The sequence below is a fragment of the Pseudomonas sp. SK genome, assembly GCF_012975065.1.
GTDB classification, from domain to species: Bacteria; Pseudomonadota; Gammaproteobacteria; order Pseudomonadales; family Pseudomonadaceae; genus Aquipseudomonas; species Aquipseudomonas anuradhapurensis.
This window is the reverse complement of the sequence record NZ_CP051857.1, coordinates 4,081,637-4,097,126: the sequence shown is the minus strand read 5'-3', so window position 1 is coordinate 4,097,126 and position 15,490 is coordinate 4,081,637. Positions and strand designations below refer to the sequence as shown.

The 15,490-nt window shown below is 63.7% G+C and carries 16 protein-coding genes; 11 read left to right on the top strand and 5 right to left on the bottom strand.

Translation table 11 applies throughout. From position 1 onward, the window contains the following. Positions 1-142: 142 nt before the first annotated feature. Together HG549_RS18830 and def are read left to right on the top strand one after the other, a co-directional pair. Positions 143-1,102: a YihY/virulence factor BrkB family protein gene (locus HG549_RS18830; protein ID WP_170031361.1), complete on the top strand. Its 960-nt coding sequence runs from the start codon at positions 143-145 to the stop codon at positions 1,100-1,102. Further along, entirely contained in the window at positions 1,099-1,635 is a 537-nt protein-coding gene (gene def, locus HG549_RS18825) for a peptide deformylase (RefSeq protein WP_170031359.1), read from the top strand. The genes HG549_RS18830 and def overlap by 4 nt, the downstream gene beginning before the upstream one ends. On the opposite strand, the gene HG549_RS18820 is transcribed toward def, so the two are convergent. Next, a complete protein-coding gene (locus tag HG549_RS18820) occupies positions 1,590-1,958 on the bottom strand; it encodes a GNAT family N-acetyltransferase (RefSeq protein ID WP_170031357.1) in 369 nt (122 codons plus the stop codon). The genes def and HG549_RS18820 overlap by 46 nt on opposite strands. Positions 1,959-2,311: 353 nt before the next feature. On the opposite strand from HG549_RS18820, the gene HG549_RS18815 reads away from it, so the two are divergent. From HG549_RS18815 to HG549_RS18785, 7 genes are all read left to right on the top strand, one after another. After that, complete coding sequence (locus tag HG549_RS18815; protein WP_170031355.1) at positions 2,312-2,569, top strand: DUF2790 domain-containing protein; 258 nt, start codon at positions 2,312-2,314, stop codon at positions 2,567-2,569. Positions 2,570-2,954: 385 nt separating this feature from the next. Beyond that, positions 2,955-3,287: a type II toxin-antitoxin system HicB family antitoxin gene (locus HG549_RS18810; protein WP_170031353.1), complete on the top strand. Its 333-nt coding sequence runs from the start codon at positions 2,955-2,957 to the stop codon at positions 3,285-3,287. 75 nt (positions 3,288-3,362) lie between these two features. After that, the gene (locus tag HG549_RS18805; protein ID WP_170031351.1) at positions 3,363-3,989 is read left to right on the top strand and encodes a LysE family translocator; all 627 of its coding nucleotides are present in this window, start codon (positions 3,363-3,365) and stop codon (positions 3,987-3,989) included. Between the two features lie 135 nt (positions 3,990-4,124). Beyond that, positions 4,125-4,550 carry a nuclear transport factor 2 family protein gene (locus HG549_RS18800; RefSeq protein ID WP_170031349.1) on the top strand — a complete coding sequence of 142 codons (426 nt, stop codon included), beginning with the start codon at positions 4,125-4,127 and terminating at the stop codon, positions 4,548-4,550. 43 nt (positions 4,551-4,593) lie between these two features. Continuing rightward, a complete protein-coding gene (locus HG549_RS18795; protein ID WP_170031347.1) occupies positions 4,594-4,938 on the top strand; it encodes a YciI family protein in 345 nt (114 codons plus the stop codon). A gap of 20 nt (positions 4,939-4,958) precedes the next feature. After that, positions 4,959-5,444: an SRPBCC family protein gene (locus HG549_RS18790; protein ID WP_170031345.1), complete on the top strand. Its 486-nt coding sequence runs from the start codon at positions 4,959-4,961 to the stop codon at positions 5,442-5,444. Further along, positions 5,444-6,682, top strand: a complete 1,239-nt coding sequence (locus HG549_RS18785; RefSeq protein WP_170031343.1) for an RNA polymerase sigma factor — start codon at positions 5,444-5,446, stop codon at positions 6,680-6,682. The genes HG549_RS18790 and HG549_RS18785 overlap by 1 nt, the downstream gene beginning before the upstream one ends. A 124-nt stretch (positions 6,683-6,806) precedes the next feature. Here the strand turns inward: HG549_RS18785 and HG549_RS18780 are convergent, their stop codons facing one another. Next, positions 6,807-7,277, bottom strand: coding sequence for a MaoC family dehydratase (locus HG549_RS18780; RefSeq protein WP_170031341.1), 471 nt, complete (start codon positions 7,275-7,277; stop codon positions 6,807-6,809). A gap of 34 nt (positions 7,278-7,311) precedes the next feature. Then, a complete protein-coding gene (locus HG549_RS18775; protein ID WP_170031339.1) occupies positions 7,312-8,256 on the bottom strand; it encodes an alpha/beta hydrolase in 945 nt (314 codons plus the stop codon). A gap of 216 nt (positions 8,257-8,472) precedes the next feature. Between HG549_RS18775 and fadD2 the strand changes: the two genes are divergently transcribed. Both fadD2 and fadD1 read left to right on the top strand, forming a co-directional pair. Beyond that, positions 8,473-10,161, top strand: a complete 1,689-nt coding sequence (fadD2, locus tag HG549_RS18770; protein WP_170031337.1) for a long-chain-fatty-acid--CoA ligase FadD2 — start codon at positions 8,473-8,475, stop codon at positions 10,159-10,161. A 358-nt stretch (positions 10,162-10,519) separates the two neighbouring features. Then, positions 10,520-12,217 (top strand): long-chain-fatty-acid--CoA ligase FadD1, encoded by a 1,698-nt coding sequence (gene fadD1, locus HG549_RS18765; protein ID WP_170031335.1) that lies wholly within the window; start codon positions 10,520-10,522, stop codon positions 12,215-12,217. Between the two features lie 103 nt (positions 12,218-12,320). Here fadD1 and HG549_RS18760 read toward each other — a convergent pair whose 3' ends face one another. After that, complete coding sequence (locus HG549_RS18760) at positions 12,321-13,628, bottom strand: FAD-binding oxidoreductase (protein WP_170031333.1); 1,308 nt, start codon at positions 13,626-13,628, stop codon at positions 12,321-12,323. 24 nt (positions 13,629-13,652) lie between these two features. Then, positions 13,653-15,017, bottom strand: a complete 1,365-nt coding sequence (locus tag HG549_RS18755) for a glutamine synthetase family protein (protein ID WP_170034251.1) — start codon at positions 15,015-15,017, stop codon at positions 13,653-13,655. Positions 15,018-15,490 lie beyond the last annotated feature (473 nt).

Genomic DNA, 15,490 nt, shown 5'->3' with positions numbered 1-15,490 from the left:
CCAAGCGGCCTCTTCGCGCTGGCCCGCGAAGAGGCTGATACTGCTGTAAGAAAATTCTTGCAGTTTTGCCGGGAGCAGCACAGCGCCGACAGGGTCTATTAGACTTGTCCGTTGAACCGATCAAGCGGCGAAAGGAGACGCTATGATTTTCCCCGACCTGCGCGGCCTGCCCTTGCACCGCGTGCTGGTACGTACGGTCAAGGAATTCCTTGACGACGAGATGTCCACCTACGCCTCGGCATTGGCGTATCAGGCGCTGTTCTCGCTGTTTCCTTTTCTGCTGTTCTTGATAGCGCTGATCGGCTTCCTGCACCTGCCGGACTTCTTCTCCTGGTTGCGCCTGCAGTCGGAACTGGTGCTGCCGCCCCAGGCGCTGGAGCAGGTGAACCCGGTGATCGACCAGTTGCAACAGTCCAAGGGCGGGCTGCTGTCGGTAGGTATCGTGATTGCCCTGTGGACCGCCTCGGCCGGTGTGCGGCTGATGATGAGCGCGATGAACGCCGCCTACGACGTGCCCGAGGGGCGCCCGGCCTGGAAGCGCCTGCCACTGTCGATCATCTACACGGTAGGCTTGGCCGGCATGCTGCTGGTGGCGGCGGCGCTGATGGTGCTGGGCCCGCAGGTAATGGAATGGATCGCCGCGCAGGTTGGCATGCAGGAGTTCATCGTCACCTTGTGGACCGTGCTGCGCTGGCCGGTGATCGTGATTCTGCTGATGGTTGCAGTGGCGGTGATCTACTACGTGATGCCGGATGTGAAACAGGAGTTTCGCTTCATCACCCCGGGCTCGGTGCTGGCGGTGGTGGTGTGGATCGTGGCGTCGCTGGGCTTTGCCTACTACGTGAAGACCTTTGCCGACTACAACGCCATGTACGGCAGTATTGGTGCAATCATCGTGCTGTTGCTGTACTTCTATATTTCCGCTGCGGTGTTGCTGCTGGGCGCGGAAATGAACGCCGTGATCGAGCACATGTCCAGCGAGGGCAAGAACCCGGGCGAGAAGGAAGCTGCCGAGCACACCCCCCACGCCACCATTACCGTGCTCGGCCATGAACACCCGGTACCCAGCGAGCACCAACCTACCGAGCCGAACCCCCGATGATCCGCGACATTCTCAAGATGGGTGACGAACGCCTGCTGCGCATCGCGCCGCCCGTACCCCAGCACATGTTCGGCAGCGCCGAGTTGCAGCAACTGATCGACGACATGTTCGAAACCATGCATCACGTCGGCGGTGTCGGCCTGGCGGCGCCGCAGGTGGGCATCGACCTGCAGCTGGTGATCTTTGGCTTCGAGCGCAGCGAGCGTTACCCGGATGCCGAGCCGGTGCCGCAGACCATCCTGCTCAACCCGGTGATCACGCCAACCTCCAGCGAACTGGAGGATGGTTGGGAAGGCTGCTTGTCGGTACCTGGCCTGCGCGGCGTGGTGCCGCGATTCAAGCATATCTGCTATACCGGCCTCGACCCCCAGGGCAAGCCGATCGAGCGCTTTGCCGAAGGCTTCCATGCCCGGGTGGTGCAGCACGAATGCGACCACCTGATCGGCCGCCTGTACCCGTCACGCATCCAGGACTTCTCCCGGTTCGGCTACACCGAAGTGCTGTTTCCCGGGCTTGACCCCAGCGACGACTGACCCCGCTGCAGGGCCACCAGGCGTTTGCTGCGCTGGTAGCGCTGCAGGCGGCCAGCCAGGGCTTGCGGCAAGTGCCCGGCAGTGGCGAAGCCCAGGCGCTGGTAGAAGGCTGCAAGGTCCGGATGGCAGAACAGCCAGGTCGGGCCGCCTGCCTGCGCCAGCGCCGCCTCGATCAAACGCCCGGCTACCCCTTGGCCGCGGTGCTGCGGGGCGACCAGCAGTCCGGTCAGCCAGAAGCCGTTGTCTACCGGGCTCAGGCTCAACCCGGCGATGATCCCCGGCGCCCTAGCCACCCATAGTTGCCCGTCGCCCGCAGCACGCATGCGCGTGCCATGCTGGCGGTAAAAATGGTCCAGTAGCCGGCGTTCGCTGGCCGACAGTGGCGAACACTGCAGATTGAGAGAAATGGTGGGGCCTGCCCTGAAAAGTGACCAAACGCTCTGGCCTGACTATTTGCGGCCACGTTGTCGCAGATTGTTGCAAATACTGCAAGGCTGAATATCCGACCGTGGGGTTCAAGTATTCAGGGCCGGGAGTAGACTTTCACTCATCCCCCCTGGCAGTACGAAGCGGGATCGGTACTTCGTGCCATCTCCAACGTAGATGGCAACTTCTCCGCGCCGTTACGGCAATAGAAGTCAATCGATCAGCTTGAACGCTTGAAAGGCAGACTCACATGAAACCATTACTGATTCTTGCACTGGTCGGTATGTCCTCGTTCGCCTTCGCCGATGAGGCCAAACCCGTCAACAGCGAGCCCGTGGCCCAACAGTACGACTACTCCATGAACCTGGATATCAAGCGGGTGATCAATCTGTCGACCATCCCCAACGTGTGCGAAGTGGTCCCGGCGACCATGACCTACGAGGACCACCACGGGCAGGTGCATACCATCCAGTACCGCGCCATGGGTGAAGGTTGCCAGCAGGGTTGATCAGGCATTGACGGATGTCGGTGGCCCCTGCGGCGGTCTGCCCCGGGGCCAGCCGCGCATGTTTTTCGAGCAATAGAAAAATCCTGAATGAATATCGAGGAAAAAGTGCTATCTTATTTTGATAGCATTTTTCGATGAACACTCGATACCGCAAGATCCTCGATGCAATTTTCCGCACGCCGACTACGGCGTCGTTGGCTTTTTCCGAAATCGAGGCATTGACGCTCCACTTGGGTGGCCAGGTACTGGAGCGGCAAGGATCCAGGGTCAGGCTTGTGCTGGGTGGCCAATGATGGCGATGCCACCGGCCTCATCCTGGTAAGGAAGCCAAGCGGTATCAAATTGAAGAGGCTCGCGAATTCCTCTTGCGGGCAGGAGTCAGGATATGAGTTGCATGCGCTATAAAGGCTACGCTGCCCGCATCGAGTATGACGAGCGTGACGACATCTTCGTCGGCCGAGTGCTTGGTATGCGTGACATCATCAGTTTTCACGCGAGGTCGGTGCCGGAGCTGCATGAGGCTTTCCGCGATGCGTTGGAGGATTACCTGGCCGATTGCGCAGAGCAGGGCATAACGCCAGAAAAACCTGCCTCTGGCAAAATCATGCTGCGCATCCGCCCCGAAGTCCATGCCGCGGCGAGTATCGCCGCACGCGCCGCCGGCAAGAGCTTGAACCAATGGGCGGACGAAGTCTTCGAGCAAGCCGCCATGGCCTGAGCCCACGCACTTCCCATCCGCTGCGCAGTCATGGCACGCTCTAGGCCGCTTTCTTGAGCCGCAGCCGAGCCTTGCATGCCTTTCTCCAATGGTTTTCTCCTCAGTCTTTCCCTGTGCCTGGATATCGGCATTGCCAATATCGCCATGATTACCCTGGCCATGCAGCGTGGTTTCCTCCAGGGCTTCTGGCTGGGCCTCGGCACCTGCGTCGGCGACCTGCTGTATGCCATTGCCGCATTGGCCGGAATGACCGTGCTGCTGCAGTTCGAAAGCGTGCGCTGGGCGCTGTGGCTGGGTGGCTCGGTGTTGCTGGTGTGGTTCGCGCTGAAAATGCTCCTGGCCGCGTGGCGCGGCGGGCACATGGAGGCGCGGGGCGAGGTGGTGGTGGAGTCGGGGTGGCGCGAATTCCTGCGCGGTATCTTTCTGGCCATGTCGTCGCCCAGCGCCATCTTGTGGTTTGCCGCGGTGGGTGGCGTGCTGATTTCCCGTTCCGGCGGCGGCAGCCTGGTGGAGGCCGGGTTGTTCCTCGGTGGCTTCTTCGCGGCCGGGCTGGTTTGGTGCGTTGGCCTGTGTGGCATTGCCAGCCATGGCGGGCGCTTGCTGGGTGACCGGCTGCTGACCTGGTCATATCTGCTGTCGGCGGCCATCTTCTGTTATTTCGCGGTGTATGTGATCGTGTCGGGGTATCGGGAATTCGTTTGAGCAGGTCGGCGCGTTGCCGGCTTCGCTGGCAGAAATATTTCCAGGCCTTGTCGATTCCCCCGCGCTCGGTTCGACCATAGGTGAAGGCACGCTACCGGCGTTGCCACCACCCATGACCTGTCGGAGCAACCCCCGATGAGCACTACAGCCGAAACCGAGATCCGCCAACTGATCGCGCGCTGGATGCAGGCCGTGCGCGACCGCGACATCGCCAACATCATCGCCCCTTATGCCGACGACATCGTCGCCTTCGATGCCATCCAGGCCCTGCAATTCAAAGGCAAGGCCAATTACCAGGCGCACTGGGAAATGTGCATGGGCCTGTGTACCGGCCCGATGGTCTTCGAACTCGCCGAACTCACCGTGCATGCCGCTGGCGACCTGGCCCTGGCCCATTGGCTGAACCGCTGTGGCCCGGCCGACAACGAAAGCCAGTGCGGCTTCATGCGTGCCACCGTAGGCTATCGTCGTCAGGGCGGCCAGTGGCAGGTCATCCATGAACACTGGTCGGCGCCATTCGACATGCAGACCCAGAAAGCGCTGTTCGATCTCAAACCCTGAGCGGTTATCGCCAAACATACGTTGCCAATGCCTGGAGGCGACCATGAAATACCTGTGCCTGGTCTATTGTGACGAGGGGCTGCTGCACAGCCTGCCCGACAGCCCGGAAGACGCCGAATGCATGGCGTACGCCGAATCCATCCAGGGCTCCGGGCGAATGCTGGCGGCCGAAGCGCTGAAGTCGGTGCAGACCGCCACCACGGTACGCATGCGCAACGGCCAGATGAGCCTGACCGATGGCCCGTTCGCCGAGACCAAGGAGCAACTGGCCGGCTTCTACCTGGTGGAAGCCCGCGACCTGAACGAGGCGCTGAACATCGCCAAGGGCATCCCCGCTGCGCGGGTTGGCAGTGTCGAGGTGCGGCCAGTGCGTGAACTGCAACCCTGACAGCGACGGAGAGCCTGAGCATGACCCTTGCACTGCCTGCGCAAGCGCAACACGAATTGTCCATCAGCCGCCTGATCGACGCGCCACCGGCCAAGGTGTTTCGCGCCTGGACCGAACCTGAGTGGTTGATGCAGTGGTGGGGCCCGCACGGCATGACGACCCCGGAGTGCGAGATGCAGTTGTGGCCCGGGGGCCTGTTCCGCACCCTGATGCGGGCACCGGACGGCAGCGAGTACCCGAACCAGGGCGTGTTCCTGGAAATTGCCGCGCCGCGCCGGCTGGTATTCACCGATGCCTTCGGCCCGGGCTGGGTGCCTTCGGACAAGGCCTTCATGACCGCCGTGATCAGTTTCGACGAGGAGCAGGGCAAGACCCGCTACACCGCCCGTGCCTGGCACTGGAGCGCCACCGACTGCCGTGCCCATGAGGAGATGGGCTTCCACCAGGGGTGGGGAGAAAGCCTGGAGCGGCTGGTGGAGGTGGTGACCCAGCGGATGCCTGACTGATGCTGGCCATGGCCCAGGTGCGCGCCGAGGTCGAGGCGGTCTACCGGCAGGAGTCGCGCCGCATCCTGGCGACGCTGATCCGCCTGCTGGGCGACTTCGACCTGGCCGAGGAGGCCATGCACGATGCCTTCTTCATCGCGGTGGAGCGCTGGCAGCGCGACGGCATACCCGCCAACCCACGGGCGTGGCTGGTCTCCACCGGGCGCTTCAAGGCCATCGATGCGCTGCGCCGGCGGGCCCGTTTCGACCGCTCCCAGGCAGACCTGAGCATGCTCCTCGACGGCCAGGCGCAGGACCCCAGCGAAGAAGAACTGCTGGCGGACGACCGCCTGCGGCTGATCTTTACCTGTTGCCACCCGGCGTTGTCTGCCGATGCCCAGGTACCGCTGACCCTGCGCGAAGTCTGCGACCTGACCACCGAACAGATCGCCCGTGCCTTCCTGCAAAGCCCGGCCACCATCGCCCAGCGCATCGTGCGTGCCAAGGCCAAGATCCGCGATGCCGGCATCCCCTACCAGGTACCGGAGCTGAGCGAGTTGCCTGAGCGCCTGGAAAGCGTGCTACGGGTGATCTACCTGGTGTTCAACGAAGGCTATTCGGCGTCGTCGGGCGAAGCGCTGTTGCAGCAGGCGCTGAGTGACGAGGCCATTCGCCTGGCGCGGCTGCTGGTGCAGTTGCTGCCTGACCCGGAGGCGGTCGGCCTGTTGGCCTTGATGCTGCTGCAGGCGTCCCGCCAGCGCGCGCGTACCGATGGCCAAGGCAACCTGGTGGTGCTGGAGCAGCAGGACCGCAGCCTGTGGGATCGGCAGCGCATTGCCGAAGGCTGCCAACTGGTGCGCCAGGCCCTGCAAAGCCGGGCATTCGGTGCCTATACCGTGCAGGCGGCGATTGCCGCGGTGCATGCCGAAGCGGCCACGGCCGAGGACACCGACTGGGCCGAGATTGTCGGGCTGTATGATGTCTTGCAGCGGCACTGGCCGTCAGCCGTGGTGGCGCTGAACCGCGCGGTGGCGCTGGCGAAGCGGGATGGGCCGGCGGTTGGCCTGCGGGAAATAGAACGGATTCTGGCGCGGGGAGAACTGCAGGATTACCACCTGGCGCATGCGGCGCGGGCCGAGCTGCATTTTCAGCTGGGGCAGGTGGAGCAAGCGCGTGCGGCCTGGCGGCAGGCGTTGGCGCTGACCCGGCAGGAGCCGGAGCGCAGGCATATCGAGCGGCGCCTGCAGGCGATCGAATGATTTTGCTACACCGGCCCTGTCGTCGGCCAGCCAGCTCTAACAGAATCACCACAATGCCCAAGCCTGTGGCGGTGCTGTGGGTGCTGGCTGGCCGGCGACAGGGCCGTACTGGCTACATCCGACTTCAGCTAGCCACGAAGTTCGGCGGCGATACCAGCTCGACGGTCTGCTGCTTGCGCGGTGCCAGGATCTCGGCTTCACCTTCGACCACCAGCTCATCGTTCTGGTTGTACACATTGGTGGCGATGCGCACCTTGAACTTGGGCAGCTTCTCGAGGATTTCCAGGCGTACGGTCAGGGTGTCGCCAATCTTCACCGGCTTCTGGAAGCTCATTTGCTGGCCGAGGTAGATGGTGCCCGGGCCGGGCAGGGTGCAGGCCACTGCAGCGCTGATCAGCGCGCCGCTGAACATGCCATGGGCAATGCGCTCGCGGAACATGCTCTTGGCGGCGAACTCGGGATCCAGGTGCACCGGGTTGTGGTCGCCGGACATCGCGGCGAACAGCTGGATATCACGTTCTTCAACGGACTTCTGGTATTCGGCCTTCTGGCCGACTTCGAGGGCTTCGTAGGGCGTGTTGCTGACCTGGGTCATCGGGGCTTCCTTAAGGGGCGGGCGAGGGCGCCTTTCATTCGCTGCGGGCAGGCCGGCCAAGGGCCAGCGCCTGTTCGAGCCAGGCGAGAATATCGCCAGTGACCTCGTCTCGATTGAGTTCGTTGAGCACTTCATGCCGCGCCTCGGGGTAGACGCGCAGCTGTACATGTCGATTGCCGGTCGCGCGCAAGGCGTCGGCCAGGTGGGTGAGACGCTTGCCGGCACTGACCGGATCACATTCACCACCAATTACCAGCAGCGGCAGGTTTGGATCGATCTGCGCGAGGTTACCCGGCTGGCTGATCTGCGCCAAGCCTTGCAGCAGGTCGAGCCACAACTGGTTGCTGCAGCGAAAGCCGCATAACGGGTCCTTGAGGTACAGGTCGACCTGCGCCGGGTCGCGGCTGAGCCAGTCGAATGCCGTGCGGTTGGGCTTGAAGGCCTTGTTGAACGAGCCGAACGACAACCATTCGAGCAGCGCGCTCTTGCCCAGCGGTCCCTGGCGCCAGGCTTCCAGCCGGGCAATCAGCCGCGCCACGCGGTAGAGCATCACCGGCTGGTAGTTGGAGCCACTGAGGATCGCCCCATGCAGGCTGCCGCTGTGGTGCAGCAGGTAGGCCTGGGCGATGTAGCTGCCCATGCTGTGGCCGAACAGGAATAAAGGCGTGCATGGGTACTGCTGGCCGATGTGCTGGGCCAGCAGCCCGAGATCATTGACCACGGCATCCCAGCCATGATGACGGGCGAACAGGCCGAGGCTGCCCAGTTCGGCGGTGCGCCCGTGGCCGCGCTGGTCGGCGGCGATCAGGGCAAAGCCCGCCGCGCTGAGGGCCTCGCCCAGCGGCTGGTAGCGCCCGGCGTGCTCGGCCATGCCGTGGGCCAGCAGCACCACGGCCTTGACCGGCGTGGCCGGCAGCCATTGGTGCACGTACAGGCTGCAGTGCTCGCTGGCAGGCAGCCAGAAGGCGTCGTGAGGCATGGCGGGTCCTTGTGCGCACGGGTACCCGAACAGTGTATGCACAACCGGCCGGATTGCAGGAAGGGCACAAATAAGATTCACAATGTTAATGGCGGCACTTGGCGTATATGCCACCTCGGGCTTACCTGTTAACGTCGAGCCAACGCCTTTTCGCTCTTGGGCGGGCAGGTAAAAGGACAGGACACTCAGCGGGTCCAGGCAGAGGAACAATAATAAATGCAAGCCGATTTCTGGAACGACAAGCGCCCAGCGGGCGTGCCATCCACCCTCGACATCAACGCCTACACCTCGGTTGTCGAGGTGTTCGAGCGCTCCTGCAAGCGCTTTGCCGATCGCCCGGCCTTCAGCAACCTGGGCGTGACCTTGACCTACGCGGCCCTGGAGCGCCATTCGGCGGCCTTCGCCGCCTGGCTGCAGCAGCACACCGACCTCAAGCCGGGTGACCGCATCGCGGTACAGATGCCCAACGTGCTGCAGTACCCCATCGCCGTGTTCGGCGCCCTGCGGGCGGGCCTGATCGTGGTCAACACCAATCCGCTGTACACCGCGCGCGAGATGCGCCACCAGTTCACCGACAGCGGCGCGCGCGCACTGGTATACCTGAACATGTTCGGCAAGCACGTCCAGGAGGTACTGGCGGATACCGGCATCGACTACCTGATCGAGGCCAAGATGGGCGACATGCTGCCCGCCGCCAAGGGCTGGCTGGTCAACACCGTGGTCGACAAGCTGAAGAAAATGGTACCGGCCTACCGGCTGCCGCAGGCGGTACCGTTCAAGCAGGTGTTGCGCCAGGGCCGCGAGCTGTCTGCCAAGCCGGTGCCGCTGAGCCTGGACGACATCGCCGTGTTGCAATACACCGGCGGTACCACTGGCCTGGCCAAGGGGGCCATGCTCACCCACGGCAACCTGGTGGCCAACATGCTGCAGGTACTGGCCTGCCTCTCGCAGCACGGGCCGGATGGGCAGAAGCTGATCAAGGAAGGCCAGGAGGTGATGATCGCGCCACTGCCGCTGTACCACATCTACGCCTTCACCGCGAACTGCATGTGCATGATGGTCACCGGCAACCACAACGTGCTGATCACCAACCCGCGGGATATCCCCGGCTTCATCAAGGAGCTGGGCAAATGGCGGTTCACTGGGCTGCTGGGCCTGAATACCCTGTTTGTTGCGCTGATGAACCACCCAAGCTTCAGCCAGCTGGATTTCTCGGCGCTGAAAGTCACCAACTCGGGCGGCACTGCGTTGGTCAAGGCCACTGCCGAGCGCTGGGAGAGCCTGACCGGCTGCCGCATCGTCGAAGGCTACGGCCTGACCGAAACCTCGCCGGTGGCCAGCACCAACCCCTATGGCCAACTGGCGCGCCTGGGCACGGTGGGCATCCCGGTGGTGGGCACCGCCTTCAAGGTGATCGACGATGACGGCAACGAGCTGCCGCTGGGCGAGCGTGGCGAGTTGTGCATCAAGGGGCCCCAGGTGATGAAGGGCTACTGGCAGCAGCCCGAGGCCACCGCCCAGGCCCTGGATGCGGAGGGCTGGTTCAAGACCGGCGATATTGCGGTGATCGACCCGGACGGCTTCACCCGCATCGTCGACCGCAAGAAGGACATGATCATCGTCTCCGGTTTCAACGTGTACCCCAACGAGATCGAGGACGTGGTCATGGGCCACCCCAAGGTGGCCAACTGCGCAGCCATCGGCGTGCCGGACGAGCGTTCCGGCGAGGCGGTGAAGCTGTTCGTGGTGCCGCGCGAGGGCGGGGTGAGCGTGGAAGAACTCATGGCCTTCTGCAAGGCCAACTTCACCGGCTACAAGGTGCCCAAGCACATCGTGTTGCGTGACGCCTTGCCAATGACGCCGGTGGGCAAGATCCTGCGGCGGGAGCTGCGTGATATAGCTTGATAGCGGGTTGGCTTGTTCGCCGGCTTGCCCGCTCCCACAGGTACTGCACAGCATTCGAGAACTGTGAGGCCCCTGTGGGAGCGGGCACGCCCGCGAATGCCGTGAAACCGCTCTAACAGGCTGCTTACAGCCCGATCTGCGACATTTTGGCTAAATACTCTAAAAATGACTTGTATTGTTCATTGAGTCATTTTTGTGACTGCAAGGCCTGTTTTGGCCCCTAGGCGACCCCAGGTAAAGCTGATACTCTCGGCCCGCTTTCAGATGATCCGGTTTGCAACGAGCCGTCATCTCATATCAATAATAAGCGCATCGACGCGTGAATCGAACTTCGCTGTTGCTGAAGGAGTGGGCTTCCATGATCGAACATTTTTGGAAGGATAAGTACCCAGCCGGGATTACGGCGGAAATCAATCCTGACGAATTCCCCAATATCCAGGCGGTACTCAAGCAATCCTGCCAACGCTTTGCCGATAAACCGGCCTTTAGCAACCTGGGCAAGACTATCACTTATGGCGAGCTGTATGCGCTGTCGGGGGCGTTTGCCGCCTGGCTGCAACAGCATACCGACCTCAAGCCGGGTGACCGCATTGCCGTGCAGCTGCCCAACGTCCTGCAATACCCGGTGGCGGTGTTCGGTGCCATACGTGCCGGGCTGATCGTGGTCAACACCAACCCGCTGTACACCGCGCGCGAGATGGAACACCAGTTCAACGACTCCGGTGCCAAGGCCCTGGTGTGCCTGGCCAACATGGCCCACCTGGCCGAGAAGGTGGTGCCCAAGACCCAGGTCCGGCATGTCATCGTCACCGAAGTGGCCGACCTGCTGCCGCCACTCAAGCGCCTGCTGATCAACAGCGTGATCAAGTACGTGAAGAAGATGGTACCGGCCTACCACCTGCCGCGTGCCGTACGCTTCAACGACGCGCTGGCGCTGGGCAAAGGGCAGCCGGTGACCGAGGCCAACCCGCAGGCCAACGACGTGGCGGTGCTGCAGTACACCGGCGGCACCACCGGCGTGGCCAAGGGCGCGATGCTCACCCACCGCAACCTGGTGGCCAACATGCTGCAGTGCCGGGCACTGATGGGCGCTAACCTGCACGAAGGTTGCGAAATCCTCATCACCCCGTTGCCGCTGTACCACATCTACGCCTTTACCTTCCATTGCATGGCAATGATGCTGATCGGCAACCACAACGTGCTGATCAGCAACCCGCGTGACCTGCCGGCGATGGTCAAGGAGCTGGGCAAGTGGAAGTTCAGTGGCTTCGTCGGCCTCAACACCCTGTTCGTTGCCCTGTGTAACAACGAGGCCTTCCGCGCCCTGGATTTCTCCGCGCTGAAAATTACCCTGTCCGGCGGCATGGCCCTGCAACTGAGCGTGGCCGAGCGCTGGAAGGCCGTCACCGGTTGCGCCATCTGCGAAGGCTACGGCATGACCGAGACCAGCCCGGTGGCCGCGGTGAACCCGTCGGAGGCCAACCAGGTCGGCACCATCGGTATCCCGGTACCCTCGACCCTGTGCAAGGTGATCGATGACGCGGGCAACGAACTGCCGTTGGGCGAGGTGGGCGAGCTGTGCATCAAGGGCCCGCAGGTGATGAAGGGCTACTGGCAGCGCGAGGACGCCACGGCCGAGATCCTCGACAGCGAGGGCTGGCTGAAGACCGGCGATATCGCCGTGATCCAGCCGGACGGCTACATGCGCATCGTCGACCGCAAGAAGGACATGATCCTGGTCTCGGGCTTCAACGTGTACCCCAACGAACTGGAAGACGTGCTGGCGGCCCTGCCGGGCGTATTGCAGTGTGCGGCCATCGGGGTGCCGGACGAGAAGTCGGGCGAGGTGATCAAGGTGTTCATCGTGGTCAAGCCGGGCATGACCGTGACCAAGGAGCAGGTGATGGAGCACATGCGCGCCAACGTTACCGGCTACAAGGTGCCACGCCAGATCGAGTTCCGCGACGCGCTGCCGACCACCAACGTGGGCAAGATCCTGCGCCGTGAGCTGCGTGATGAAGAGCTGAAGAAGCAGGGCCTGAAGAAGATCGCCTGATCGATCTTGCTGAGCTCTTCGCGGGCACGCCCGCTCCCACAGGTATTGCGCCGAGTCAGAGGGCTGCGTGGTACCTGTGGGAGCGGGCGTGCCCGCGAGTGCTTCAGCGCAGCTTTTCCAGCATCTGGTAGTACCACATCCCCGCCGCCAACAACGGGTTCCCCAGCAAGTCGCCCATTGGCACCCGCACATGCCGGCACTGGGCAAAGGTGTCGAACTTCTCCAGCGTCCCGGTCAACGCCTCGGCCATGATCTCGCCCATGATGTGGCTGGTGGCAATGCCGTGCCCCGAATAGCCCTGGCAATACCACACGTTGTCCGACAGCTTGCCCAGCTGCGGGATGCGGTTGACCACGATGCCCATCGCGCAGCTCCACTGGAACTCGATCGGCACGCCCTTCAATGCCGGGAAGGTGCGTTCGATGCATGGGCGCAGTTCGCCTGCGATATCGCGTGAGTCACGGCCGGAATAGTTGGCACCGCCGCCGAACAGCAGGCGCTTGTCGGCGGTCAGGCGGTAGTAGTCGAGGACGAAGCGGCAGTCGTAGACCGCCAGGTCCTGCGGGTTGATCTGCTCGGCCAGCTGCCCCAGCGGTGCGGTGGTGACGATGCCGCCCATGGCCGGGAATATCTTGCCCTTGAGCTGGCGTTGCTCCAGCTTGTGATACACATCGCCGGCCAGCATCACCTGGCGCGCCTCGACCCGACCGTGGGCAGTGACCACCGCCGGGCGCGGGCCGTGGACGATGTCCAGCACCTCGGAGTTCTCGAAGATCAGCGCCCCCAGGCCATGGGCGGCGCGGGCTTCGCCCAGGCACAGGTTGAGCGGGTGCAGGTGCAGGTTGCGCAGGTTCTTCAGTGCACCCAGGTACAGCGGGCTTTGCAGGTGCTCGGCCACGCCGTTGCGGTCCAGCAACTGCACCTGCTCGCCCATGCCGCGGCGCCGGGCCTCGGCCTCGAATGCGCGCAGCTCGTCCATGTGCGAAGGTTTCATCGCTGCATGCAGATGGCCGCGCTTGAGGTCGCAGTCGATGCCGTAGCGCGCCACGCGTTGTTCGATCAATTGGTGCCCGCGCCAGCGCAGGTGCCAGATGAAATCGTCGACTTCGGCCCCCAGGCGGTTGCGCATCTGCGTGCGCATGGCTTCGTCGCCCGACAGGCTGCCGGTGACCTGGCCGCCATTGCGGCCGCTGGCGCCCCAGCCAATGCGGTTGGTTTCGACGATGGCCACCTTCAGGCCGCGCTCGGCCAGTTCCACTGCCGTGGCCACGCCGGTGAAGCCGCCGCCGATGATCGCCACGTCCACCTGCACGGTACCTTTTAGCTGTGGGTACGCGGTGTGGTCGTTGAGGGTGGCGCTGTAGTAGGACGGCGCGCGCTGCGCCGGGCCTTGGTTCAATGCTGCATTCATGGGTGTTCCTTGTTATTCGGGGGCTCAGGCCTGGTGCAGGTACCAGCGCCAGTCCTGTTCGCTGACTTCGGCCATGAACTGGCGGTACTCGGCGCGCTTGACCTTCAGGTACACGCCGAGGAACGGCTCGCCAAAGGCTTCACGGGCCCAATTGGAGTGCTGCAGGGCGTCGAGCGCGGTCAGCCAGTCGGTGGGCAGGTGTTCGCTGGCCTGGGCATAGCCGTTGCCTTCCACCGGCGCACCAGGGTCAAGCTGTTCGCGGATACCGCGGTGGCTGGCGGCGAGAATCGCCGCCGCCGCCAGGTACGGGTTGGCGTCGGCGCCACAGATGCGGTGCTCCACATGCCGGCTGTTGGCCGGGCCGCCCGGTACGCGCAGGCTCACGGTGCGGTTGTCCACCCCCCAGGTGGGCGCCAGCGGCGCGTAGCTGTTGGCCTGGAAGCGGCGGAACGAGTTGGCATTGGGGCAGAACAGCAGCAGCGAGTCGTGCAGGTGGCGCAACATGCCGGCCACGGCCTGGCGCAGCAGCGGGGTGCCGGCCTTGTCGTCGCTGGCGAACAGGTTGTTGCCGGCGTCGTCGGCCAGGCTCAGGTGCATGTGCATGCCGGTGCCGGCCAGGTGGGCGAATGGCTTGGCCATGAAGCAGGCCTGCATGCCGTGGGCATGGGCCACACCTTTTACCAGGCGTTTGTAGCGCACGGCCTGGTCCATCGCCTGCAGCGCGTCGCCGTGCTCGAGGGTGATTTCCACCTGGCCGGGGGCATATTCCGAAATCGCCGTGCGGGCTGGTATGCCCTGGGCCTTGCAGGCGGCGTAGAGGTCGGCGAGGAACGGCTCGATCTGCTCCAGTTCGCGCAGGCCATAGACCTGGGTGCTGCGTGGGCGGCCGCCATCGTTGTCCAGCGCCGGTTGCGGGCGGCCCAAAGCGTCACGCTGCTGGTCGAGCAGGTAGAACTCCAGTTCGCAGGCCATCACCGGGTGGTAGCCGTCGGCCTTCAGCGCATCGATGGTGCGCAGCAGCACGTGGCGTGGGTCGGCGATACTGGCCGGCAGGCCTTCGCTCGGGTGCATGCTCACCTGTACCGCGGCAGTCGGCACCCGCCGCCAGGGCAGGCGTACCAGGCTGCCTTCCAATGGGTAGGCGCGGCAGTCGATATCGCCCACGTCCCACACCAGCCCGGAGTTTTCCACATCGTCGCCGTTGAGGGTCAGGCCAAGGATGGTGCTGGGCAGCGGCCGGCCGCTCTGGTACACGGCCAGCAGTTCGTCGCGGTGCAGCAGCTTGCCGCGCGGTACGCCGTTGGCGTCGAGGATGAACAGTTCGAACAGCTCGATATCGGGGTTGTCGGCCAGGAAACGCCTGGCTTGCTCTACAGGTGCAAAGTGCATGATGGATTCGCTCATGGGCGCACGGGGCCACCGCACAGGCAGGCGGCCCAGTCGAGTCAAACGGCCGGACCAAGTCCGGGTTCGGTCATGAAGGCGTGCGCGAGCAATCCGGTGGGCGGGCGTGACGGCAGTGCCACAGGGCCCAGAAGGCGAGGATGATGTGGACCAGCGGATTTTCGCCGGCACGGCGCCGGGCCTTCGGGAGCGAAGGGCGGGGCGAGGGTGGGGCGATGGGCTGGACGGGAGTCATGCCTCGGATACTCACATGCAGGCTAAGGTTGATTAAAGCAGTGAATGGCAACCTTTACGTCGCGGTTGGCTAAACATATGTGCTGTTGCAACTGGCCTCTTCGCGGGTGAACCCGCTCCCACAGGATCGCATCAAGGCTGAGGCCTGTGGGGTACCTGTGGGAGCGGGTTTACCCGCGAAGAGGCCGGCACAGGCAGCAGAAAACCAGCAAATCTGCGACAAT